The 24,793-nt window shown below is 50.1% G+C and carries 22 protein-coding genes; 11 read left to right on the plus strand and 11 right to left on the minus strand.

Annotation, left to right across the window (positions count from 1 at the left end; translation table 11 throughout):
• Positions 1–48: 48 nt before the first annotated feature.
• The gene (locus J1784_RS16540) at positions 49–408 is read right to left on the minus strand and encodes a DNA-binding protein (RefSeq protein ID WP_120133284.1); all 360 of its coding nucleotides are present in this window, start codon (positions 406–408) and stop codon (positions 49–51) included.
• Positions 409–1,098: 690 nt separating this feature from the next.
• Here J1784_RS16540 and J1784_RS16545 point away from each other — a divergent pair.
• Entirely contained in the window at positions 1,099–1,371 is a 273-nt protein-coding gene (locus tag J1784_RS16545) for a helix-turn-helix domain-containing protein (protein ID WP_217150144.1), read from the plus strand.
• Between the two features lie 60 nt (positions 1,372–1,431).
• Here J1784_RS16545 and mdh read toward each other — a convergent pair whose 3' ends face one another.
• Positions 1,432–2,370: a malate dehydrogenase gene (gene mdh / locus J1784_RS16550; protein WP_217150145.1), complete on the minus strand. Its 939-nt coding sequence runs from the start codon at positions 2,368–2,370 to the stop codon at positions 1,432–1,434.
• 467 nt (positions 2,371–2,837) lie between these two features.
• Between mdh and argR the strand changes: the two genes are divergently transcribed.
• The 3 genes from argR to yhcN (J1784_RS16565) all read left to right on the plus strand — a co-directional run bounded on the left by argR (position 2,838) and on the right by yhcN (J1784_RS16565) (position 4,505).
• The gene (gene argR / locus J1784_RS16555; protein ID WP_120508537.1) at positions 2,838–3,308 is read left to right on the plus strand and encodes a transcriptional regulator ArgR; all 471 of its coding nucleotides are present in this window, start codon (positions 2,838–2,840) and stop codon (positions 3,306–3,308) included.
• Between the two features lie 470 nt (positions 3,309–3,778).
• A complete protein-coding gene (gene yhcN, locus J1784_RS16560; protein ID WP_217150146.1) occupies positions 3,779–4,042 on the plus strand; it encodes a peroxide/acid stress response protein YhcN in 264 nt (87 codons plus the stop codon).
• Positions 4,043–4,241: 199 nt separating this feature from the next.
• Positions 4,242–4,505 carry a peroxide/acid stress response protein YhcN gene (yhcN, locus tag J1784_RS16565; RefSeq protein WP_217150147.1) on the plus strand — a complete coding sequence of 88 codons (264 nt, stop codon included), beginning with the start codon at positions 4,242–4,244 and terminating at the stop codon, positions 4,503–4,505.
• A gap of 305 nt (positions 4,506–4,810) precedes the next feature.
• Here the strand turns inward: yhcN (J1784_RS16565) and mpl are convergent, their stop codons facing one another.
• A complete protein-coding gene (mpl, locus tag J1784_RS16570; protein WP_217150148.1) occupies positions 4,811–6,196 on the minus strand; it encodes a UDP-N-acetylmuramate:L-alanyl-gamma-D-glutamyl-meso-diaminopimelate ligase in 1,386 nt (461 codons plus the stop codon).
• A gap of 167 nt (positions 6,197–6,363) precedes the next feature.
• Between mpl and fbp the strand changes: the two genes are divergently transcribed.
• The gene (gene fbp / locus J1784_RS16575) at positions 6,364–7,368 is read left to right on the plus strand and encodes a class 1 fructose-bisphosphatase (RefSeq protein ID WP_217150149.1); all 1,005 of its coding nucleotides are present in this window, start codon (positions 6,364–6,366) and stop codon (positions 7,366–7,368) included.
• Positions 7,369–7,505: 137 nt separating this feature from the next.
• Here fbp and J1784_RS16580 read toward each other — a convergent pair whose 3' ends face one another.
• Entirely contained in the window at positions 7,506–9,077 is a 1,572-nt protein-coding gene (locus tag J1784_RS16580) for a methyl-accepting chemotaxis protein (RefSeq protein WP_217150150.1), read from the minus strand.
• 316 nt (positions 9,078–9,393) lie between these two features.
• On the opposite strand from J1784_RS16580, the gene ppa reads away from it, so the two are divergent.
• On the plus strand, positions 9,394–9,924 hold the full coding sequence (gene ppa, locus J1784_RS16585; RefSeq protein ID WP_013573791.1) for an inorganic diphosphatase: 531 nt from the start codon (positions 9,394–9,396) through the stop codon (positions 9,922–9,924).
• 118 nt (positions 9,925–10,042) lie between these two features.
• Here ppa and J1784_RS16590 read toward each other — a convergent pair whose 3' ends face one another.
• Genes J1784_RS16590 through tamA form a run of 3 tightly spaced genes read right to left on the minus strand, consistent with a single transcriptional unit; the run spans position 10,043 to position 15,919 of the window.
• Positions 10,043–10,396, minus strand: a complete 354-nt coding sequence (locus J1784_RS16590; protein ID WP_217150151.1) for a gamma-glutamylcyclotransferase family protein — start codon at positions 10,394–10,396, stop codon at positions 10,043–10,045.
• A 31-nt stretch (positions 10,397–10,427) separates the two neighbouring features.
• On the minus strand, positions 10,428–14,243 hold the full coding sequence (gene tamB / locus J1784_RS16595) for an autotransporter assembly complex protein TamB (protein ID WP_217150152.1): 3,816 nt from the start codon (positions 14,241–14,243) through the stop codon (positions 10,428–10,430).
• A complete protein-coding gene (tamA, locus tag J1784_RS16600) occupies positions 14,240–15,919 on the minus strand; it encodes an autotransporter assembly complex protein TamA (protein ID WP_238485569.1) in 1,680 nt (559 codons plus the stop codon). The genes tamB and tamA overlap by 4 nt, the downstream gene beginning before the upstream one ends.
• A gap of 326 nt (positions 15,920–16,245) precedes the next feature.
• Between tamA and msrA the strand changes: the two genes are divergently transcribed.
• Together msrA and paeA are read left to right on the plus strand one after the other, a co-directional pair.
• On the plus strand, positions 16,246–16,881 hold the full coding sequence (gene msrA, locus J1784_RS16605) for a peptide-methionine (S)-S-oxide reductase MsrA (protein WP_217150208.1): 636 nt from the start codon (positions 16,246–16,248) through the stop codon (positions 16,879–16,881).
• A 228-nt stretch (positions 16,882–17,109) separates the two neighbouring features.
• Positions 17,110–18,462, plus strand: a complete 1,353-nt coding sequence (gene paeA, locus J1784_RS16610; RefSeq protein WP_217150154.1) for a polyamine export protein PaeA — start codon at positions 17,110–17,112, stop codon at positions 18,460–18,462.
• Between the two features lie 121 nt (positions 18,463–18,583).
• Here paeA and J1784_RS16615 read toward each other — a convergent pair whose 3' ends face one another.
• On the minus strand, positions 18,584–18,790 hold the full coding sequence (locus J1784_RS16615) for a DUF1107 domain-containing protein (RefSeq protein ID WP_056782464.1): 207 nt from the start codon (positions 18,788–18,790) through the stop codon (positions 18,584–18,586).
• Between the two features lie 309 nt (positions 18,791–19,099).
• Between J1784_RS16615 and J1784_RS16620 the strand changes: the two genes are divergently transcribed.
• Positions 19,100–19,657, plus strand: a complete 558-nt coding sequence (locus tag J1784_RS16620) for a YtfJ family protein (protein WP_217150155.1) — start codon at positions 19,100–19,102, stop codon at positions 19,655–19,657.
• 37 nt (positions 19,658–19,694) lie between these two features.
• On the opposite strand, the gene cysQ is transcribed toward J1784_RS16620, so the two are convergent.
• Positions 19,695–20,441 (minus strand): 3'(2'),5'-bisphosphate nucleotidase CysQ, encoded by a 747-nt coding sequence (gene cysQ, locus J1784_RS16625; RefSeq protein ID WP_217150156.1) that lies wholly within the window; start codon positions 20,439–20,441, stop codon positions 19,695–19,697.
• A 199-nt stretch (positions 20,442–20,640) separates the two neighbouring features.
• Here cysQ and J1784_RS16630 point away from each other — a divergent pair, with 199 nt between their 5' ends.
• Positions 20,641–22,590: a bifunctional 2',3'-cyclic-nucleotide 2'-phosphodiesterase/3'-nucleotidase gene (locus tag J1784_RS16630; protein ID WP_217150157.1), complete on the plus strand. Its 1,950-nt coding sequence runs from the start codon at positions 20,641–20,643 to the stop codon at positions 22,588–22,590.
• Between the two features lie 65 nt (positions 22,591–22,655).
• On the opposite strand, the gene fklB is transcribed toward J1784_RS16630, so the two are convergent.
• A complete protein-coding gene (gene fklB / locus J1784_RS16635; RefSeq protein WP_037034256.1) occupies positions 22,656–23,276 on the minus strand; it encodes a BamJ family beta-barrel-assembly machinery protein in 621 nt (206 codons plus the stop codon).
• A 255-nt stretch (positions 23,277–23,531) separates the two neighbouring features.
• Between fklB and J1784_RS16640 the strand changes: the two genes are divergently transcribed.
• Complete coding sequence (locus tag J1784_RS16640; RefSeq protein ID WP_217150158.1) at positions 23,532–24,242, plus strand: LysM-like peptidoglycan-binding domain-containing protein; 711 nt, start codon at positions 23,532–23,534, stop codon at positions 24,240–24,242.
• Positions 24,243–24,325: 83 nt separating this feature from the next.
• Here the strand turns inward: J1784_RS16640 and rplI are convergent, their stop codons facing one another.
• Positions 24,326–24,778, minus strand: coding sequence for a 50S ribosomal protein L9 (gene rplI / locus J1784_RS16645; RefSeq protein ID WP_013573778.1), 453 nt, complete (start codon positions 24,776–24,778; stop codon positions 24,326–24,328).
• Positions 24,779–24,793 lie beyond the last annotated feature (15 nt).

A 24,793-nucleotide genomic window follows, 5' to 3' on the forward strand; every position in this document is an offset into this window, starting at 1 on the left:
ATATCCCGCCACCTCTGCCTGCTGGCAGGGCTGGCGGGTATTTTACGATTAAACCTCTTCAGGTTTACGTAACCTGTTAAGCATTTCCGCCACACCTTCCCGCACGATAAAAGAAATCATCGTTTCTCGTTCCGGTTCTCTCAGTTGTTTATAACTTTCAATCCAAATCGCCAGAGGATCCTGATGAGATGTATAAACATACTCCGCAGAGTGTTCGTTCATGGCGAGACTCGCCACTGCGCTGCCCGGTAAACTGTCTATGTGATATTCCACCGCCCTGCCCTGTACACCCCGCCTGCGACGCTTGACCCAGCATAATCTGCGCGCCATTCCATGTACGCCCTGAGTTGATGTTGGAAGGCCTTCTTTTCCGGTCAATTCCTTTGCAGCAAACCACTCTTTTTTCATAACATTCCTTGTATTTCTTATATAAAAAATAAGAAAGGTTGTTGTTATACATTCATGACATGAGATTTGTCATGATGTCCTTCCTGGCTAGTGAGCGTTTATTTTAAAGATGGTATTAACACGAGTCATTTAGGAATACAGGTATTTAAAGAAAAGAAGATATTCAATTTTTCAGAATGCGTCTACAGATGCTTTTAAAAGTTTCCATGAATTATATTCATCAAGAGCAGTACAACCCCATAAAAAAGACTTTTTCGGAAAGTTATGAAAGCAAACTTTTTATAGATTGGCATAATTCAAATAAAAATCAATCACAACATAAACTTACAATAAAATCCCTTAAAAAATTACTATTAACCACTTACCAATCAATTACTTTTCGGACATAAAAACCTTTAAACATTATAAATATCGATTTAATCGCTAGAAATAACAACATTTCAATAACGCATTCTCATTAAACGTTTTCAACAAATTCACTAAAAAACGAGGTTAATCACAAAAAGCAAACTTAAATTACTTGTTTGTTTTAATCATAATAAGAATGTATTTTCGAAATAAGAGAATAACTTATTATTCGGAAACATTGATGAGACTAACTAAAATTAGAATAAGCCCTCGAAGAATATATATTTTATGCGATAGATTTTTATAGCTTCTTATAATTTGTTTAACCCATAAGGAATGATCATGACAACAAATAATGAAGACTGGCATCAGGCAGATATCATTGCCGCGCTTCGTAAGAAGGGAACAACACTGGCAGCAGTGTCGCGTTCTGCCGGGCTAAGCTCTTCCACGCTATCAAACGCGCTATCAAGGCCATGGCCAAAGGGAGAATTGCTGATTGCCAGTGCGCTGGGCATTCATCCGTCGCTCATCTGGCCCAGCCGTTACTTTGATGCGAAGACATTAAAGATAATTGAGCGTCGTTGCCGACCGGCTGCTGACCCGCGCACTTAAATTCAGAGCTTCAGAAAGCAAAAAACCGCCAGAGAGCTCTGGCGGCTTTTACTCACCGGCTTAGTTATTGATGAACTGCTCACCTAACTCGATATCTTTGCGCAGGATATCCAACATTGAGTCCAGAGATTGCTGCTCAAAAGTACTGAGCTTGCCGATGCTGATAAGCTCGGATATACCTTCTTTACCCAGAAGAACAGGCTGTGCAAAGAAACGGGCATGTTCGCCGTTACCTTCTACGTAAGCACACTCAACTACATTGCTTTCACCTTGTAAGGCACGTACGAGAGAAAGTCCGAAGCGTGCTGCTGCCTGTCCCATAGACAACGTGGCAGAACCGCCACCCGCTTTTGCCTCTACAACTTCCGTACCGGCGTTCTGAATGCGCTTCGTCAGTGCTTCAGTTTCACTGTCGCTGAAAGTGATCCCTGAAAGCTGGGATAATAAAGGAAGGATAGTGACACCTGAGTGCCCACCGATAACCGGCACTTCAATGTCTTCAGGCTGTTTGCCCTTGAGCTCAGCAACAAAAGTATTGGAGCGGATGGTGTCCAGCGTTGTGACACCAAACAGTTTGTTTTTGTCGTATACACCTGCGTTTTTCAGCACTTCCGCCGCAATCGCAACTGTCGTATTGACAGGATTCGTGATGATACCGATGCAGGCTTTCGGGCAGGTGCTGGCGACTTGCTGAATAAGATTACGAACGATTCCCGCATTCACGTTGAACAGATCAGACCGATCCATGCCTGGCTTACGGGCTACCCCGGCAGAAATCAGAACGATATCCGCGCCCACTAAAGCTGGTTTCGCATCTTCACCGCAAAAACCTTTAATCTTGACTGCTGTCGGGATATGACTGAGATCGACAGCGACACCCGGAGTCACCGGAGCGATGTCATATAATGAGAGTTCGGAACCGGAAGGTAGCTGGGTCTTTAGCAGAAGCGCGAGGGCTTGACCGATACCACCCGCAGCACCGAGAACTGCAACTTTCATCCTATACTCCTTTTTTATCATTAACTTATAAGTGTCGTGGAATTATTTTAGTGTGACCTTAATCACTTACGCTGTTAAAAACAATTGCTCACCTGCAGAGAAACTGAGGTTGGTCGTTTAGAAAGTAAAAAAATACGTTCACGACGACATTTTCCGGTCTTTTATGACTTTTTATCGGAAAGCTACCTCATTAAAAGTAGCACCACAAAACACACCAGGTTAATAAATGGTTAAATTCGCTCCAATGTTGAGAGCTGAATCGAGATCATCAGATAAAGGGGAATTGAAGGGCTACACTCACCCGTAATGCACAATTTCGGCATATTCATTAGCTCCCCATTTCCCCCATAACGTCAGCACTCCTTGCCGGATGCATAATTTGGGATCTGCGTCTTTTCATGCTGTTGCATAAAAATGCAAATATCTGCATAATCAACACAACTATGATACAGAGACCAGGGTGCAAAATGCGTAATCCTGCTAAACAGGAAGATTTGATAAAAGCCTTCAAGGCATTGTTGAAGGAAGAGAAATTCAGTTCTCAGGGCGAAATCGTTGTCGCACTTCAGGAGGACGGTTTTGAAAATATCAATCAGTCAAAAGTCTCACGGATGCTGACCAAGTTTGGTGCTGTCAGAACCCGCAACGCGAAGATGGAAATGGTGTATTGCCTGCCCGCTGAGATTGGCGTTCCTACCACTACCAGCCCGCTGAAGAATCTGGTACTGGATATTGATTATAACGACGCTGTCGTCGTTATACGCACCAGTCCGGGTGCTGCACAGCTGATTGCCCGCTTGCTCGACTCCCTGGGTAAATCCGAAGGGATCCTCGGCACGATTGCGGGTGATGACACAATCTTTACAACACCAGCCCGCGGCTTTAGCGTCAAGCAACTCCATGACGCGATACTCAGTCTGTTTGAGCAGGAACTGTAAATCCGGCTCATTATGAACCGACCTCAGCCCCTTTTCTGTGCCTGAGGTCAGAAGAACACTCTTTCTGACCTCATCCTTATTTATCTTTCCAAACCATCCCGGCATTTTCGTAAAAACTCGCCCTTTTCCGGCTCACAACTCCCTCGGTTATCGCAGCATTCGCTGTTAATTTTCTTAACAAGCACCACAAACACGTCACAGAAACATTTCAACGGTGTGATTCACTGCAAAAATAAGCACAAATAGTCAAATTCACTCAATCTATTGATTTTACGAAAAATTAACATAAAAAGCTTACTTTTCATTCGATTTTTATTCTTTTTAGTTATTAAAAATACACATAGGACGCACATAGAAAACGAAATAACTATTAGCAAACTATTAATGTTTACAGTTATTAGATGTATACTCATTTCCGTGGTGTGAAGCACCGGAAAATGAAAACATAAAAAATCGACGAGGTTAAAATCATGAAAGTTAAAACTACAATCGCAACATTAAGCATTCTGTCTGCTCTGTCATTTGGCGTTTTTGCAGCACAACCTGTAACACAGGAACAAGCTTCAAATCTGCAACCAACCGGTATGATCAGCGTGAGCGGCGTTGCCGGCGCACCTTCTGATATCCGCCAGGCACTGTCTGACAAAGCCGATGCCAAAGGCGCTAAAGCATTCCGTGTTATCGAAGTTCGTCAGGAAGGTAACTACCACGCGACCGCTGAAATTTACCAGTAATTTCAGGTAATTGAAGCGAAGGGGCCTGAATGACTCGGGCCCGCGCCATGCGCATTAAGACGGATTTGTCACTGCATCATCAGCGTTCCCGTAGGCTTTACGCACTCCCGAACCCGATACACAGTTCTGATGAATCCAGACCTCAATCGACGTTGCTCTCGAAACCATCTAACAACGTCAGTGAATTCAGGAAGTTATCATGAAAATCATTACTACTATTGCCGCCCTTAGCCTGTTATCAGCTGTTTCTTTCGGTGCATCAGCCGCTCAGCTGGTGACTAATCAGCAGGCAGAAAATTTACAGCCTATGGGAACAATCAGCGTTAGCGGCGTCGATGGTGTTCCGACCGATATCCACCAGCAACTGTCTGATAAAGCCGACAGCAAAGGTGCTAAATCTTTCCGCGTGATAGAAGCCCATAACGACGGCGCTTATCACGCCACTGCAGAAATCTACCAGTAAGATTTCTGAGTAAGTCCGAGTAACAAAGCCACTGTTTAAGTATTTTTTAAATTAGCGTTACCGGGTTTCAACAGCCACTGTTCTGAGAAAGACAGCGAAAATATATGCGCTGTTGAGGCTGGAAGGAGAGCTGACACTGCCACTGCCTTGCTCTCCGGCTAACGATACCCTCGTCGTCCTGTCCGACGACACCCTTTGGCCCTCTATTTTGGAGGGCTTTTTTTTGCCTCAGACAGTCTTCCCTGCAGGAAAAAGGCAAAAAAAAGCACAGCCGGAGCTGTGCCTGTATCCATCAATTTACGGTCTTACAGCGGTTGCCCCGCTTGCGCTTTGGCTGCCAGTGCCGCCAGCAGTTTGCCGTGAATGCCACCAAAACCACCGTTGCTCATCACCAGAATATGGTCGCCCGGCCCAGAAGCCTTAATGACCATATCCACCAGCGAATCCACATCGGCGCTCCAGTGTGCAGGCTGAATACAATGTTCAGCCACTTCTGCCACCTGCCACGGAATATGCTGTGGCTGTAACAGGAAGACTTCATCAGCACGACCCAGTGACGGCGCCAGCTCATTCTTACTCATCCCCATTTTCATGGTATTTGAGCGAGGTTCGAGTACCGCAAGAATGCGCGCAGTCCCGCCAACTTTACTGCGTAAAGCAGAAAGCGTGGCCAGAATGGCTGTCGGATGGTGAGCAAAATCGTCGTATACGCTGACACCGTTTTCAACACCACGAAGCTCCAGACGACGACGCGCATTGATAAATTCACCCAGCGCTTTGCAGGCATCTTCCGGTTTAACGCCAACATGACGGGCCGCGGCAATCGCCATCAGACCATTATGCATGTTGTGTTCACCCACCAGATTCCAGTTGACCTGGCCGACAACTTCGCCGTGCAGATACACCTCGAAAGCGCTGGCATCTGGCGTCAGTTTTTTCGCATCCCATGCACAATTTTCAGTTTCACCGGCGTACTCCTGCTCACTCCAGCAGCCCATCGCCATCACCTGTTTCAGTGGTGTGTCGTGTTCTGGCAGGATGATTTTGCCTTTGCCCGGCACCAGACGCACCAGATGGTGGAACTGTTTCTGAATCGCCCTGAGGTCGTCGAAGATATCAGCGTGATCGAACTCGAGATTATTGAGTACCAGAGTACGCGGGCTGTAATGAACGAATTTGGATCGTTTATCAAAGAAGGCACAGTCGTATTCATCGGCTTCCAGCACCATAAATGGACTATTACCCAGACGTGCAGACACCTCGAAATTGCCCGGTACGCCACCAATCACATAGCCAGGTTCATAACCACAGGCTTCGAGGATCCACGTGACCATTCCCGCCGTCGTGGTTTTGCCGTGCGTTCCCGCCACAGCAATAACCCAGCGTCCCGGAAGAACGTGATCGTGCAGCCATTGTGGCCCTGAAACGTAAGGGATCCCCTGTTCCAGCACGGCCTCTACGCACGGGTTACCACGCGTCATCGCGTTACCGATAATCACCAGATCAGGCTGTGGATCGAGCTGTGCAGGATCGTAGCCCTGGATCAGGTCGATCCCCTGATTTTCCAGAAGCGTACTCATCGGTGGATAAACGTTGTCGTCCGAACCGGTGACCTGATGCCCCTGAGCACGTGCCAGCATCGCCAGCCCGCCCATAAACGTGCCGCAAATCCCAAGAATATGAATGCGCATATATTTTCCATTGATGCCTTTAAGTCAGCCGCTATTCTACCGCTCAGATTCCTCCAGAAGAAATGGATTTGCCTATGATTCGTCCATATATTTGGGCTAAACTGCCTTCGCTCTTGTGAAAGTTTTATTAACGTACCGTTATCTATCCTCGATTCAGGGAAAGTGTCATGAAAACGTTAGGCGAATTTATTGTTGAAAAGCAGCAGGATTTTCCACATGCAACTGGTGAACTGACAGCGTTGCTTTCAGCAATAAAACTCGGCGCCAAAATCATTCACCGCGACATCAATAAAGCGGGTCTGGTTGATATTCTGGGCACCAGTGGTGCAGAGAACGTGCAGGGTGAAGTGCAGATGAAACTCGATCTGTACGCAAATGAAAAACTAAAAGCAGCCATGAAGGCGCGCGGTGAAATTGCCGGTATTGCTTCAGAAGAAGAAGACGAGATTGTTATTTTCGAGGGCGAACGCGCTGAAAATGCAAAATACGTGATTTTGATGGATCCGCTTGATGGCTCCTCCAACATCGACGTTAACGTCTCCGTCGGCACCATCTTCTCAATTTACCGTCGTACCACCCCGCTGGGTCAGTCTGTTACTGAAGCTGATTTCCTGCAACCGGGGAATCGTCAGGTTGCCGCAGGTTACGTCGTGTATGGTTCTTCTACCATGCTGGTGTACACCACAGGTGCTGGCGTTCATGCCTTTACTTACGATCCTTCTCTCGGTGTATTCTGCCTCTCTCACGAAAAAGTCTGTTTCCCTAAAAAGGGCAACATGTACTCGATCAACGAAGGTAACTACATCAAGTTCCCTCTTGGCGTTAAAAAATACATCAAGTATTGCCAGGAACAAGATGAAGCCACGCAACGCCCTTACACTTCACGTTATATCGGGTCGCTGGTCGCAGACTTCCACCGTAACCTGCTGAAAGGCGGCATTTATATTTACCCAAGCACCGCCAGCCATCCGAACGGAAAACTGCGTTTGCTGTATGAATGCAACCCGATAGCTTTCCTTGCGGAGCAAGCGGGCGGTAAAGCCAGTGACGGGAAAAATCGTATTCTGGATATCATTCCGCAGAAACTGCATGAACGTGCGCCATTCTTTGTGGGTAACAGCTCAATGGTGGAAGATGCAGAACGCTTTATCGCTGAGTTCCCGGATGACTAATCAAACTTGCCTCAAAAAAATCATCAAAGAATGAACGTGATACCTCTGTAACTTAGCATTATTCCTTATACAAACGATCGAACGTAAAAAGGTGGCTTCTCAGCCACCTTTTCTTTATTTAGCTCTGCATTCAGTAATCAGAACTGGCCAGCACGATTGAGTTTAAATACCGCCATGCTTTCCGCCAGCAACTGAGCCTGTTCTTCCAGAGAACGCGTGGCCGCCGTCGCTTGCTCCACCAGTGCCGCATTCTGCTGCGCCACCTGATCCATCTGCGTAATCGCCACGTTCACCTGTTCGATGCCGTGAGTCTGCTCGGTAGTAGCGATAGAAATTTCGCGCATCAGGCTGGTCACTCGCGTCACTTCACTGGAAATTTCCAGCATCGTATCAGCGGCTGATTTCACCATATCCGAGCCTTCAGAAACGCGGCTTTCAGAATCGACGATCAGTTCTTTGATTTCTTTGGCAGATTGCGCACTGCGTTGCGCCAGACTGCGCACTTCGCCGGCTACCACCGCAAAACCGCGCCCCTGCTCCCCGGCTCGCGCTGCTTCGACGGCGGCATTCAGCGCCAGAATATTGGTCTGGAATGCGATACCGTCGATAACAGTAATGATGTCGCCAATGCGTTTCGAGCTGTCGGTGATACCCTGCATTTTATCCATGACCTGATGGACAACTTCGCTGCCCTTACCGGCAATAACCGATACGCTTTGCGCCAGCTGATTTGCCTGTTCGGAGTTCGCGGCATTCATACGCACGGTCGATGTCAGCTGTTCCATACTCGCAGCGGTTTCCTCCAGCGACGCGGCCGATTCTTCCGTCCGCTGTGCCAGATGCACGTTACCGGCAGCCAGCTCGCGGGAACCGACATCAATCTGATTTCCGGCATCACGCACGCGCCCTACCGACTCGACCAGCGAGTCCTGCATTTGTTTCATCGCTTTCAGCAAACGGCCCATCTCATTATTACGGGAATCATCAATTTCATGAGTCAGGTCGCCTTTGGCGATATATTCCAGCTGTGCAATCGAGAAACTCAGCGGATGCATGATGATTTTCTGCAAGGCAAACCATGCCAGCACAGCAATTATCAGCGCGATAATGAACGCCGCCACAATCACTGTCAGCTGGATGCGTGCGTTGGTGCGCGCCTGTTCGATGCGCTTGCTGGTGTTATCGACCGCGTAAGCACGAAAATCCGCCAGCGCTTTGTCATAAGCATTGCTGTAAGGCGTGATTTTGTTTTCCAGCACATCGTAATACCCGTCTGCACTTTGCGCCTGAAGCGCGGCCAGAAGCGGGACTAAGCCGTTCGCTTTATAGGCGTCATAGGTTTTCTTCACGACGTCGGATAAATCTCTGCCCTGCCGGGTTTCATCCTGAATACTGACGAATTTCGCCAGATCGTTATCAGCCTGTTTGATATAACCGGCAATGCGGTCGGTCGTTGTTTTGGCATCATCCATCATGCCGATTTCCAGCTGACGCACAGCCACACCGCTGGCGACACGCGTGCGGAGCGAGAAGCTGTAACTGTCGGCCAGCGAACCGAGTTCATCGCCCTGAAGCTGATTAATCTTTTGCAGGGAAGTGGCACTTTGCCTGATAGCGTTGGCACCCAGCACGCTAACCAGCAGTAAAATCAACGTCATAACCACCAGCAAACCGATCAGACCGGCTTTTACGCTCAACTTATTCAACATACGATGTTATCCAGCCATTCAGGTGAAAAGAGATACTTCCGGTGAGGTAGGGATCAGGTGATTCCTGATTTTTTGTTTGAATATTGTTATCGGCAACGGACTGAATATCTTGATAAGAAAAGCAAAAACAGGCAGTTACACGGTAAAGTATCGGATGAGTAAATTTTACTGCCAGCGCAGGGGATTTTGTCGCACTCTGGCAGCAGGTCGTGCCGAAAAATGCGCTAAGAGGTTCTGACGAAAAGGGCGGGAATTCGCGGGAGAGTTGGCTATAATGTGCGGCACTCTATTCCTGGTTCAACGAAGGAAACCAACCATGAGCTTACTGAATGTCCCGGCGGGCAAAGAACTGCCAGAAGATATCTATGTCGTTATCGAAATCCCTGCAAACGCAGATCCAATCAAGTACGAAGTGGATAAAGATACCGGCGCGCTGTTTGTAGACCGTTTCATGTCTACAGCGATGTTCTATCCGTGCAACTACGGTTACATCAACCACACTCTGTCTCTTGATGGCGACCCGGTTGACGTTCTGGTGCCAACTCCATACCCGTTGCAGCCAGGTTCTGTGATCCGCTGCCGCCCTGTCGGTATGCTGAAAATGACCGACGAAGCTGGTGAAGATGCGAAACTGGTTGCTGTTCCGCACACCAAACTGAGCAAAGAATACGATCACATCAAAGATGTGAACGACCTGCCAGAACTGCTGCGCGGCCAGATCACCCACTTCTTTGAGCAATACAAAGCGCTGGAAAAAGGCAAATGGGTAAAAGTTGACGGTTGGGCTGACGCTGCTGCAGCAAAAGCTGAAATCGTGACGTCTTTCGAACGCGCTAAAAACAAATAAGTTTTCAGCCTTTTGAATGACTGCCGTTTGAATGAAAAAAAACACCGCCAGATGGCGGTGTTTTTTTATGTATTAAGCGTTGTCAGACAACGATTATTTTTAGACGACCTTGCTCAGATTACTCACTGACCGCTTCGTTACGCCTCACCCAGTCTCCACCTTCTATTCTCGGCACACCGTCCAGTGAGCGAATGTAGAGGTAAATCCAGGCGCTGCCATAAGGTGTCGAAATCAGCTCACGACGGTAATCCTTGGTGTTACTTTTCAGCTCATCCAACTCAGCCAGAATTGACGAGGTAATGCGGTAAACTTCGCAATAGACTTTGCCTTCCCCTGGAATAACAGCAGGATAGTGGCCCAGATTATACAGGGCATAGCCTTCCAGCTCATGGTCACCCAACCATTGAGCATTCGTCATCCAGTGACTGTTGCCTTGCTTGCGTCGCAGACTACCGTAAACAATTATTCGCATGTTTATATTCGTATAGTAAAAGTCACATGAATTAAAACTCAAACTGATAGAGCAAATCCAATGCCTGATCGATGCCCGATACGGCTTGCAGGTAAAGCTTTGGCATCAACCTGTAGCGCAGGGTCAGAGTCGCCAGCGAGTCGAATATCCCGACACCATATTTCACCTGTAATCCCGGTAAAACATAACCACTGACAACAACCTGAGAACTGTCTCCCACGCCCTGAGTATCCAGCGCCAGATTGCTGACACCGAATGCCTCGCCGATTTTACCCACAAGTTTACCACTTTGCGCAACCCCTAACCCGATAAGAGCTGAGGTCATTGCGCCACTGTCGCCACCAGAATTGTCTAATCCTTGCCCGCGAAGCAGGTAGGACAAGGCTTCCTGCTGCGACATTGCCGGATCTGAGAATATTTCAAGTTTCGGGGCATCGGCCTCACCGGTCACTCTCAAACCCGCCACCACGTCATTTTCTGTCGCTTCCGGGTTACGGATCGCCTCCAGATTCAGTAACGGCTGATCGGCCGGTCCTGAGAACAACAGCTGTCCTTTACGGACAATCAAATCCTGACCGTAAGCGTGGAAACGCCCGGACGGAATATTAATTTGTCCGTTCAGCCCAAGACCACGGCTGTCCTGCGCCACTTTCAGTGCACCTTCAAGACGCGCTTTCAGACCGAATGCATCGAGGCGTACATCTTTCCCAATGTTCACCATCAGATTGCTGTTGATCGGAATAGACGCTGACTTTGGCGCAATCGGCTGACGCTGATCGTTGAGCATCACTTCATCGGAAGAAACCCCGACCGCGCTTTCCGGTAACTCCTGTACCGTAATGCGCGCCCACGGAATATCAACGGTTCCGTTGAGCGAGAACAACTGCGGTGTGGCATCAAACACTAAATCCGGTGAAACGTCCAGACGCACCATCGGTGGCACCGATACCCGCACTTTGTTGCCGCGGGCTGCAATGCGCGCGCGCCACGCATTAAGTTCACTCCAGTCGGCATTACCGTTCAGTTCCAGCTGCCCCTGCGCGGTTTTAATCACCCCTTCCATGATGGATGACATGCCGTTGAAATTAATACCGATATTGGCGTCCGTAATATCAAATGGCATAAACTGCGCGTCGAAATCGACACCGGTCAGCGCCAGCTTGCCGAACACCAGCGGCTTCTGCGCGTTACCACCGAGGCGAAGATTGGCATTCAGAATACCCGACGCTTTTTCGCCGTCCATCAGCGCCGGTTGCAACAACGCCATTGAGATACGGGTGATATTCACGTTACCGCTGAGATTACGTTTGCCCTGCGGATCGGCAATCTGAATGCTGCCATCCAGCTGACCGTTGTTGGTTATCCTGATTAACCAGTCGAGGTTTGCACGGCCATTGTTCAGCCCGGCACTCAGATTCAACGTATCGAAGGCGACAGGCAACGGACTGCCCTGCACCAGTTGCTGAACTTTCACGCCTTTGCCCACCAGCGAAATGCTCGCCTGCGGCAGACCGCCTTCGGCTTTCCAGCTCACATCGGCTTTCCCGCTGAAAACACCGCTCAGCTGAGTATCATCGGTCAGGAAAGGTTTGATCATCGCCAGATCAAAGCGGTTGAGCACGATGCTCGCCTGCCCGCTGGCACCGGCATTAATGGGCTTCGGCACACACAAATCCGCGTTCGGGTTTTGCCAGCAGTGCGGGCCGACGGTGATGCGTTGTTCTTTATTGAAATAATCCAGCGCAATGGAACGGTTCAGACGCCATTGCCCGACCGGCGTATCAAACAAGGTATTGGTGACACTGCCTTTCCACTCTTCGGTCGCACGGTCAAAACTGCCGCTCAGCGCCAGACGACCAGACACCGGTTTGCCGTCCACTTTCAGCGTCAGCTGATGCTGTTTCTCATTGCCTTTAGCATCAAGATTGATATCGGTGATATCCAGCGCATCCTGTTTAAGCTGCTGGACACGCACGGCAAGATTGCCCTGGATTTGATCAGTCGAACTGACATCGCCTTTAATATCCACACGACGCACGGTCAGTGCCTGCCATTTCAGGCCGGTTGCGGTCAGATCCGCCAGCAGTTTCGGTGCCTTGAGGTCGCCGCGCAGTTGCAACATCCCTTTCACCACGCCGCCCAGCCCCGGCAATGCGCCGTCCAGATGTGGTGCATCCACTTTGGCGTCAAGGTTCCAGGCGTCGCCAAGCGATCCCTTCACATCCAGATTATTACGGCCAAGTTCAAGGTGCAGTTGCGGAATATCCCACTGACCGTAGCTGTTTCCGCGCACATTGCCCTGGGCCCTGACGGCGTTTTGCTTCACGTTACCGGTCAGATCCAGCACCGGCACCTGCATCTGCCATGTGCCGCCGTAGAGACTTCCGCGCGTGGTGATCTTGCCCTGCAATTTTGCCGGCCAGTCCGGATACTGCTTTGCAGTATTAATACCGGTCAGCTTCAGTTCGCTGTTCCAGCTGATGGCTTTACTCCAATCCACCACGCCGGTCAGATCGGTATTACCTTCCAGCGCAGCCAGACGAAGCAACGTCAGTTTAAACTGTTCCGCGTTGCCTTTACCGTCGAGCGTCAGTGTGGCGGGTGGGATCTGATCGCCTTTAAAATCTGAACGCAGTGAAAGCGCATAATCGGTCGCTTTACCGCTTAAATTAAGTTTGAACCCTTTAACCTGATATTGCGGCGTACCGGTCAGCGGCCATTGCAATGCGTCACTGGACAGTTTCAGATCCAGCGGCAATCCGGCTTCTGCCAGCTGAGTTTCCAGCGCCAGTTGCGCACGAACCGGACCGGAAAGATTCAGGCCGACATCCAGTTTGTCGCGTAATCCGCCACCCACTTTCAGTTTGATCTTCTCGCCCTTCACCGGATCGATATTCACCGTGGTGTTAATCGTCAGATTCACTGGCCAGTTTTGATTGAGCGTCGCCAGCCCCGTGCCGTCCACGGATCCCTGAGCAGAACGTACCATCAGTTTATCCAGCTTAACCTGCTGATTTTGCGTGCTGGCTTTCAGCTCAAAACGGGTGATCAGCACATCGGTGTCACCGGTCAGACGCAGGTTTTCACCAAGAATTTGCTGAATATCCAGATCAACCGGCAACCGGAAATCGGGTAATTCAGGCAGCAGCGGTTTGGCAAACATCTCCTGCAATGTTTCGCCCAGCGGTTTTTCCGGCACCACAACTGGCGGTTCAGCCGGTTTGCCCGTCGCTTTCTCTACAGCTTTATCCTGCGCAGCCTGCACCACTTCCGGCAGCGGATTAACCGGCGTTTTCGGTAACGCAATTAGCAATCCGCCGATATGCGTTGGCATCAGCTGAATAGCGCGGCCTTCCCAGTGTGCGCCCGTACGGAATGACGCCAGCGAAATCGCGCGATCATCGAGGGTAATATTGATGTTATCCAGCGTCAGCAAACGCAGTGTGATCGGATACGGCGTGCTGAGATTAGTCAGCGGCTCGCTGGTTTCCGGTTCCGGTTGTACCGCAGCGGGGGTCATCTCTTTGGTGTTCACCACCACGTTGACATCTTTTACCCGCAGCGCGTTAACGCACAGCGCGCTGTTTTTCAGGCACGAGAAATCGAGGGAAAGATGGAATTCTCCGGCTTTCACATCCACACCCGGCATTTCGTAATGCACGCCTTTAAGCGTCAGGTCACGCCATCCACCTTCTGTACTGGCGATATTCAGCCCTGGCACGAAGCGGTTTGCGCCGTTGATCATCAGATGCAAACCGGTTTGCGTCCCGACCAGGAAAGCCACCAGGCTGATTAACAGCAACAGGAAGATCAGGAAACCCAGACAGATTTTCTTAAATAAACTCATAATTCCGGACCCAAGCCGATGTAAAACTGCATTCCATGCTCATCTTTGTCGCCGACCGGTGCGGCAACATCTAATTTCACCGGGCCGATAGGTGAAGCCCAGCGCACACCCACACCTGCGCCGGTTTTAAAGTCACTCTTTGTAATGTCATTAACCGCTTCGCCGGAGTCGACAAACACTGCGCCCCACCATTTTCCGGTCACGTTGTACTGATATTCCACCGAGCCGGTACCAAGATAGGACGCACCTGTCAGCTTGCCTTCGTCATCACGCGGAGAAATAGATTTGTATTTGTAGCCGCGAATACTGCGGTCACCACCGGCGAAGAAACGCAGGGAGGGCGGTACGCGTTCAAAATCGTTGGTTTCAATCCAGCCTAGATTGCCGCGGAACACAAAACGGTGTTTATCCGCCAGCGTGCGGATCCAAACGTTTTGCGCCTGAACTACGGCGAAATCGACATCAGAACCCCAGGTGGTATTGGACACGTCAAGAGAATAGCGCTGAGAATCGCCCCAGGTCGGCATCAGGCCGCCGCGCTGACGCGTACGGTTGAGGCTCACACCCGGATAAATCAGCATGGTGGTGTTGGTCACGCTACCCTGCGTAAAGTGGTCGAGGCTCCAGCGCAGATTCACAGCATGTTGCCAGCCGCTCGAAAGATCCCAGTACCGCGAAGCCGTCAGCAGCGTCGAGTCAGATTTGGTGTCGTTAAGATCTTCACGTTTGAAGCCCCCCTGCAGCAGATAATATTGCTCAAGAGGTGATTTCAGCAGCGGGATTTTATAGGTGAAGTCCAGCGACTGCTCTGGCGCGGAAAGCGTGGTAGAAGTTTCAAAACTTTGCCCACGGTCATTTATCCACGGCTTTTTCCAATTGGCAGTGACACGCGGCCCAACGTCGGTCGAATACCCCACCCCGGTTTCAATCGTGTTTTCAGTACGCGGCGACACCACGGCATTCAGAGGCAGCGTTTTTGTGGCTTTGGCATCAGTAAAATCTGGAGACACGACAACAGAGTTAAACCAGCCGGTCGCAGACAGGCGGCGGTTAAGCTCGGCCAGTTGCGCCGTGGTGTAATAATCACCCTTATGGAATGGCACCAGATTTTGCAGATACTCGTCGCGGATCTGTGATCCCTGATAATGGACATCGCCGAAGCGGTAACGCTCGCCGCTGTCGAACTGAATATCCCAGAACGCTTTATGTTCATCTTCAATGACGCCCAGCTGGCTCTTGCGCATGTTGGCATCAAAATAGCCTTTACGCAGCGCAATCCCGGTCAGCGAGCTTTTGAAATTGTCGTAAGTCCCATGGTTTAAAATCGTCCCGACCGCAGGCACATCACGCTTTTTGAGCTGTTCGAATTCATTATCTTTGTCGGCCTGCCCTTCAATCACCACGCTGGTCCCGGCGATTTTCACCGGTATTCCCGGTGTGACTTTGGCAATAAGAACCGGACGTCCCGGCGGGGGAGTCTCGCGATAATCGAAATCGATAGTCGGGGAATAATACCCCAGCGGCCTTAAACCCTGCTGGATCGCCGCACTGACACGCGCACGAAACCGGCCATTAGCACCGACTTCGTCGCTTTGAATAGAAGATAATCGAACGCGGACGTTCTTTTCCAAATCGCCATCCAGGCCTTCCAGCTGCAAACGCACCTTCGCTGCCATGGAAAGTGAGGGGGCCAGAATTACCAATAACAAACCCAGTTCACGATATCGTGGCACACGCACTCCTGCTAATTTTACTGTCCTGTTAAAATATCAGATGCCCGCCGGAGAATATCTGCTCGTCTTGGCAGATTCATCCTTATACATTTAGAAGAAAGCAGTTTAGTGCTAATCCTATGAAAATGTTCAACGACTAAGCAACGTTCCCCGTATTGTGTGCAAAGACGCAATCAGATACAACTAACACTAACCTGTGGTCATGGTTATTCTTAAGACCCCTTTGTTACAAACCTTGTTTATTTAAGCAACAACTGGAGTTTTCCGTGGTGCAACTTACCGATAAAACGCAGTCTGTAAATCAGGCAGATGCGTTACCTGGTCGTACAACCCCTATGCCGGTAGCGACCATTCATGCAGTGAATGAGCATTCAATGACGAATGTTCCTGACAACATGGAAGTCGCGATTTTTGCGATGGGCTGCTTCTGGGGCGTAGAGCGTTTGTTCTGGCAACAGGAAGGGGTTTACAGCACAGCAGCCGGCTACAGCGGCGGTTTTACGCCTAACCCGACTTACCGGGAAGTCTGTACCGGACAGACCGGTCATGCAGAAGTGGTGCGCGTGGTATTTGATCCGGCGGTAATAAGCTATGCGAATCTGTTGCAGATTTTTTGGGAAAACCACGATCCGGCTCAAGGTATGCGTCAGGGCGGGGATATCGGCACGCAATATCGCTCAGGGTTATACGTGCTGAGTGCAGAACAGCAAGATCAGGCGCTGGCCAGTCTGGCGAGTTTCCAGCAAGCGATGGACGTAGCGAACGATAAGCGCACCATCACCACTGAAATCACTGAAGCCCTGCCGTTCTATTATGCAGAAGACGAACATCAGCAATACCTGTTTAAAAACCCGGAAGGCTACTGCGGATTAGGTGGAATTGGCGTTTGTCTGCCACCTCAATAATGCGGGATTTTTAAGCGCTGGCGGCAGTCTCAGTGCTGCTGCTATACTATGCGGGTCACAAATGTGGCCCTTTAAAACTATTTCTGGCAATTATCTTTGTTTTTCATCCTTACGCTTTTTTCTTCTGAACAGATTTTTAGTCGTTCTAATAAAATGATGTTCATTTAAGCAACAAAAATAATGAGTGCCTTTCCCTGCCGGTTCAGCCCGGTGTTAAACGGATAGATTATGTTAAACAGTATCTTACTGATTCTTTTACTTATCGCGATCAGTGCCTTTTTCTCGCTGTCTGAGATATCGCTGGCCGCTTCCCGCAAAATAAAGCTTAAACAGTTGGCAGACGAAGGAAACGTCAATGCCTCCCGCGTAATGAAATTACAGGAAACGCCTGGCCTGTTCTTTACCGTGGTGCAGATTGGCCTGAATGCCGTCGCCATCCTCGGGGGTATCGTCGGTGATGCCGCATTCTCGCATGCGTTCCAGACCTTCTTTATTCGCTTCATGTCCCCTGAACTGGCGGATCAAGTCAGCTTTATCTGTTCCTTCGTTCTGGTCACAAGCCTGTTCATCCTGTTTGCTGACCTCACACCGAAGCGCATCGGTATGATTTCACCTGAGACGGTTGCCGTCCGTATAGTCAACCCGATGCGTTTCTGCCTGATGATTTGCCGCCCGATGGTGTGGTTCTTCAACGGAATGGCAAACATGATTTTCCGTCTGTTCAAACTGCCGATGGTACGTAATGACGATATTACGTCCGACGATATTTACGCCGTGTTTGAAGCCGGCGCACTGGCAGGTGTACTGCGTAAGCAGGAACATGAACTCATCGAGAACGTATTCGAACTCGAATCGCGTACCGTTCCCTCTTCCATGACTTCCCGTGAAAGCGTGATTTACTTTGATCTGCGCGAAAGCGAAGAAAGCATCAAAGAGAAAATCGCCACCCACCCGCATTCGAAATTCCTGGTCTGCGACGGTCATATTGATCAGGTCGTCGGATATGTCGATTCCAAAGACTTACTGAACCGCGTGCTGGGCAATCAAAGCTTGATGCTGAGCAGCGGCGTGCAAATCCGTAATGCACTGATTGTGCCTGATACGCTGACGCTCTCCGAAGCGCTGGAAAGCTTCAAAGCCGCGGGTGAAGACTTTGCGGTTATCCTCAACGAATATGCGCTGGTGGTCGGTATTATCACGCTCAATGACGTGATGACGACGCTGATGGGCGACCTGGTCGGTCAGGGCATGGAAGAACAGATCGTGGCCCGTGATGAGCATTCATGGCTGATTGAAGGCGGTACGCCAATCGAAGACGTGATGCGCGTGTTACATATCGAAGAATTTCCGCAGTCCGGCAACTATGAAACCATCGGCGGCTTCATGATGTTTATGCTACGTAAAATTCCGAAACGTACGGACTTCGTGAAATTCTCAGGATACAAGTTTGAAGTGGTGGATATCGACAGCTACAAGATTGATCAGCTGCTGGTCACGCGTATTATCGATCAGCCTGCTACCCCGCTGCTGCCTAAGACGCCGCAGGAAATTAAAGATGAGCAGAAGGCTCAGGCTCAGTAAACGGCTCCCTGGCAAACAGCTCTTCATTAAAAAATCCCAGATTCTGAAAACACTAACGGCCCCATCGGGGGCCGTTTTTTTTGCGCATGCTGCAAAAGGGGCAGCGACGACGCGCGGGGCTTTAACCCATTTCTGTCTGCAAATGCGTTACCTGACGGTTAACTTCAGACATCACGCTAAAGTGGCGCTTATCACGTACCTTTGGCAACAGGATCTTGCCTTGGTCGAATTCGAATGCGCCGACGTCCTTGATATACAAACGTCCACGAAACAGTGTCTTAACGTACTTTGCGACTTTCATCGGATTGTAACGCTGGAAGATTCTCATTTTTCTATTGTTCTCCGTTAAATCACTGCATGTAACGGCCACGTCGCAAGGCGACAGATACCGGTACAGAAAAGTGTATTGCAGTGAAGAGACCTATAACATAGCAGGGCAGTCAGGTATTGCCAGTGGATTTAACTGCTTTTACATTGCTTTTCAGTATTGTCTTAAGTCCTGACGTTCTGATGCAGTATAACCCTGCTTTATGTGGCAATTATGTAACCAGCAACACAAATTTAACATTACAACAGGACAGACCACTTAAGCGATCCTATGATTGGCTGAACCGTTCTTTTGTGCCCCGGAGAATCTATGCTTTTAAGAAGTCTGTTTGTGATCAGTTTTATGACATTTTCGCTTTTTGCTTCCGCCCATAATTTTACCGTCGGTCAGCGGCTGGCTCCGGTCGGTGTAAACGACAAAGGCGAGCTGAATGACGTTAATGACAGCTTCAGTTACAGCAAATGGAACAGCGCTAAACTTCCGGGAAAAGTCCGCATCGTCCAGCATATGGCGGGCAGAAGCAGTGCCAAAGCCCTGAACGAACCGCTGATCACCGCTATCCGGGCCGCCAATCTGCCGCATGACCGCTATCAAACCACCACTATCGTCAATACCGACGATGCCATAATCGGCACCGGCATGTTTGTGCGCAGAAGCATTGAAAGTGGCAAACGTGAATTCCCGTGGTCGCAGGTGATTGTCGACAGCAACGGCGCGGTGAAAAAGGCATGGGAGCTGCAACCGGAAAGTTCAGCGGTGGTGGTTCTGGATAAAAATGGGGTGATTAAATTCGCCAAAGACGGCCAGTTGTCCCAGGAGGAAATTCAGCAGGTGATTACGCTGGTAGATAGGCTGGTCAAAGAGTAAACCGTGAAAACCCCGGTCGAAAAACCGGGGTATGACATCAGAACAGAGAAACCCGGAAGCCCGGATTCAGGAAGGATTCGCGCGGCGTGTACGTCAGTGTCTGACCTTGCCAGTCATGCACTTGCGCACCGGCAGCCAGCGCAACCGCATGGCCTGCACCGGTATCCCAAATATTGGTGGGTCCGAAGCGCGGATACAACTGTGCAGCGCCTTCCGCGACCAGACAGAATTTCAACGACGAACCGATTGCCACCGTCTGATGCTCGCCCAGCTGTGCCAGATAATCCTGCAATTCAGGGTCATTACTGAAATGCGAACGGCTTACCACCACCAGCGGTGGATGTGCTTCTTTCACTTCAATCTGCTGACGCGCGCCCTGCTCTTCCTTCCAGGCTTTACCTTCTGCTGCGCTGTACATGACTTTGGTCACCGGCACGTACACCACACCCAGCACCGGAATACCGTCTTCAATCAGTGCGATATTCACCGTGAATTCGCCGTTACGCTTGAGGAATTCTTTGGTGCCATCCAGGGGATCGACCAGCCAGTAGCGCGTCCAGTTCTGACGTTCGCTCCAGCTTTGCGGATCTTCTTCTGACAGCATCGGCGTTTGCGGATCCAGCTTTTGAAGCCCCTCTTTAATCACGTTATGTGCCGCGATATCGGCGGCAGTCACCGGCGAATCATCCTGTTTATGACGCGCATCCAGTGGCTGTTCGCCGTCGTATACGGCCATGATTGCATCGCCCGCTTCACGCGCTAACTGACAAATTTGCTCTAACATCTTTTACCCCAATGCTTTGATTCTCATTTCTCAAGCCTAGTTTTTTTTGCTCCGAATAGCCATCCCGTAATGTGACGACGTCATAAAGTTGTTACATCTCACATTTATTTATGACAACTGATTACATTCTCAGCAAATTTTGAGATACATATCCGGTTTTTCTTTTCCGGGTATCATCCCTTTCTCTGGAGGCAAGGCAATGAAAAAGCGTCATCTGACGTTATCCCTGCTGGCGACACTGACGGCGGCATCCGTTCAGGCGTCACAGGTGGATCTGCGCATCATGGAAACCACGGATCTTCACAGCAACATGAGGGACTTCGATTACTACAAAGATAAACCGACCGATAAGTTTGGACTGGTGCGTACCGCCAGCCTGATCCACGCGGCGCGTAACGAAGTCACCAACTCCGTATTAGTCGATAACGGCGACATTATTCAGGGCAGCCCGCTGGGCGATTACATGGCGGCAAAAGGCCTGAAACAGGGCGACGTCCATCCGGTGTATCTGGCGATGAACACGCTGAATTACGCGGTCGGTAACCTGGGCAATCACGAATTTAATTACGGTCTGGATTATCTGAAGAAAGCGCTGGCCGGGGCAAAATTCCCTTATGTGAATGCCAACGTCATTGACGACAAAACGGGAAAACCGTTGTTCACTCCGTTCCTGATAACCGATAACGCTGTCAAAGACCGTGACGGAAAAACCCATAATCTGCGTATCGGTTATATCGGTTTCGTACCTCCGCAAATCATGGTCTGGGACAAAGCCAATTTGCACGGCAAAGTGACAGTCGCGGATATTACCGAAACCGCGAAAAAGTGGATCCCGGAAATGCGCAAACAGGGTGCCGATATTATTGTCGCCATTCCACACTCCGGCCTGTCGGGTGATCCGTATAAAACCATGGCAGAAAACTCGGTCTATTATCTGAGCCAGGTAAAAGGCATCGACGCGATTATGTTCGGCCATGCGCACGCCGTTTTCCCGAGTGAAGAATTCGCCAGCATCAAAGGTGCGGATATCAAACAAGGCACGCTAAATGGCGTTCCTGCTGTGATGCCGGGCATGTGGGGCGACCATCTGGGCGTCGTCGATATGGTGCTCAGTAATGATGGCGGCAGCTGGAAAGTAGAAACAGCTAAAGCCGAGGCGCGCCCGATTTACGACAAAGAACAGAAAAAATCGCTGGCGGCGGAAGATCAGGATTTAGTTAAAGTTCTGGCTCCGTCACATGACGCCACGCGCGAGTTCGTCAGTAAGCCGATCGGCAAATCTAACGACAACATGTACAGCTATCTGGCGTTGGTTCAGGACGACCCGACGGTGCAAATCGTCAATAACGCGCAAAAGGCCTATACCGAGCATTTCATTCAGGGTGATCCGGATTTAGCCGATTTGCCGGTACTTTCTGCGGCAGCGCCGTTCAAAGTCGGCGGGCGTAAAAACGATCCGGCCAGCTTTGTGGAAGTGGAAAAGGGTGAACTGACCTTCCGTAATGCGGCAGATTTATATCTGTATCCGAACACGCTGGTGGTCATGAAAGTCACCGGGCAGGAAGTGAAAGACTGGCTTGAATGCTCCGCCGGGCAGTTTAATCAGATTGATGTGAACAGTACCAAACCGCAGTCGCTGATTAACTGGGACGGTTTCCGCACCTATAACTTCGACGTCATCGACGGCGTGAATTATCAGATTGATGTCAGCCAGCCAGCGAAATTCGACGGTGAATGTACGCTGATTAATAAGAATGCTGAACGCATTAAAAACCTGACCTACAACGGTAAGCCGATTGATCTGAAAGCGACATTCCTGGTCGCTACGAATAACTACCGGGCTTACGGCGGGAAATTCGCGGGCACTGGCGATAAGCATATTGCTTTCGCGTCACCGGATGAAAACCGGTCCGTAGTGGCGGCGTATATCAGCGCTGAAACCAAAAAAGCAGGTGCGGTTACCCCGACCGCGGATAACAACTGGAAGCTGGCCCCGATCAAAGCTTCGCAGCCTCTGGATATTCGTTTTGAAACGTCGCCTGGCGATAAAGTCGCAAACTTTATCAAAACCCACGCTCAGTATCCGATGAAGGCCAAAGGCCCGGACGCTGTCGGTTTCGAAATTTATCAGGTCGATTTGCAAAAATAACCAGAGATCCAGACGTAAAAAAGGGCGCATATGCGCCCTTTCTTGTTTCTGCTATCCGTCAGGAATTACAGAATTTCCAGCAGCTCAACTTCGAAGATAAGCGCGCTGTATGGAGGGATGGAAGCACCCGCACCACGTTCGCCATAAGCCAGGTTATGAGGGATATAAAGCTCCCACTTAGAACCGACCGGCATCAGAGTCAGTGCTTCGATCCAACCTGCGATCACACCGTTAACAGGGAATTCAGCTGGCTCGCCACGCTGTACGGAGCTGTCGAACACGGTGCCGTCGATCAGTTTACCGGTGTAATGAACGCGTACACGATCCTGACGACCCGGAATGGTACCTTCGCCCTGAGTGATAACAGAGAATTGCAGACCAGACTCGGTGCTGCTCACGCCTTCGCGCTGTGCATTTGCAGCCAGGAATTCCTGACCCTGAACAGCCAGTGCTTCCTGACGTTCACGACGAACAGCATCAGCACGTTCGTGGACTTCGCGCAGTGCACGGTGAACCACATCAACAGGAACGGCTGGCGTATTCCCTTCCAGCGCGTCGCGTAAGCCTGCCAGCAGCGCGTCAGGCTCTAAGCCCTGCAAACCTGATTCCTGCAACTGTTGACCGACCTGCAGGCCGATACCGTAACTTGCCTGCGCTTCTACGCTGTCAAATGAAGGGGTAGTCATGAAATTTCCTTAGCTCTTAAAAATGTCGAAAGCGCAGCATAGCAGCGCAACGCTTTTGGGTAAAATCCTCTGTGAGGCAACATGACGGCAGGCGCAGTTCCTTTCCCTTTTCAGGAAATTTTTCGTATTTGACGCCATTTAACCTGTCGTTTGGGTGATATTTGTGCTTTGTCCCTTTCCGCATCAAGCAGTTAAACAGCTATACTAGGCAGCAACAGCCAGTAGAAATTGCGTCAGTTAACAAGAGAGGTCGTCATGGGCAGAATCCCGCCCAGGAGAAGGAAAGCCATCCGTATTTACCAACCCATGTTGAGATCCTGGATTGCCATTATGAAAAGGCCATTGCGAGACACGACAGCACAGAGCGAAAGTGAAAGTGAAATTCAGGACAGCGACACCGCTGAAACTGAAAAGCCAGCGGCTAGCCGGGGCAAAACGCTGCTCACTAAAATCTGGCATCTGAGCGACGATTTCCACTGGATGTCGCCACTGCCTTATGCGCACCGTCGCGGCATTATTCTTGCGGTACTGGTGATCCTTCTGGCGCTGCTTTGGCCTTATACGCCTGAAAATACTTATGCCCCTTCGCAACCGCAACAGCCTGCCAGCATTCCGATGCAGGCGGATTTGCGTAACGATCAGGGACGTACCACGCAGATGGCGCAGCCGGATCCTGTTCAGCCGCAGAGTAATGACAACAGCGGCGCATGGCGCAGCTATCAGGTGCAATCCGGTCAGACACTGGCGCAGTTGTTCCGCGATAACAATATGGCGGTCAATGATGTGTTTTCGATGGCAAGGGTTGAGGGCGCGGATAAACCACTGAGTACGCTAAAAACCGGTCAGGAAGTGAAGATCCAACGTGACGCACAGGGTGTGGTCACTGCTTTGCAGGTGACGACTGAGCAAAACGTCACCGTGACATTTACCCGTCAGCCGGACGGCAGTTTCCAGCGCAGTAACTGATCACTCTTTCTGCTTTTTCCCCAAACGCAGAAAAGCAAAACGCCGGCACATGGCCGGCGTTTCACAGGTTAACTTCAGCGCTATTACGCTTCAGCAACCACAACTACGTTCAGTTTAGCGAATACGTCGCTGTGTACCTGGAACTCAACTTCGTGTTCACCAGTGGTACGCAGAACGCCATTCGGCAAACGAACTTCGCTTTTAGCAACTTCAACGCCAGCAGCAGTTACTGCATCAGCGATATCGCGAGTACCGATAGAGCCGAACAGTTTGCCTTCGTCGCCTGATTTAGACGCGATGGTGACTGAACCCAGTTCGTTGATTTTAGTTGCGCGAGCTTCAGCAGCGTTCAGAACGTCAGCCAGTTTGGCTTCCAGTTCTGCACGACGTGCTTCGAAGAACTCAACGTTTTTCTTGGTAGCAGGAACAGCTTTGCCCTGTGGTACCAGGAAGTTACGAGCGTAGCCCGCTTTAACGTTAACTTGATCACCCAGGCTGCCCAGGTTTGCTACTTTATCAAGCAGAATAACTTGCATTACTTTATCCTCTCA

Origin of the sequence: Rahnella ecdela (assembly GCF_019049625.1) — a bacterium.
GTDB classification, from domain to species: Bacteria; Pseudomonadota; Gammaproteobacteria; order Enterobacterales; family Enterobacteriaceae; genus Rahnella; species Rahnella ecdela.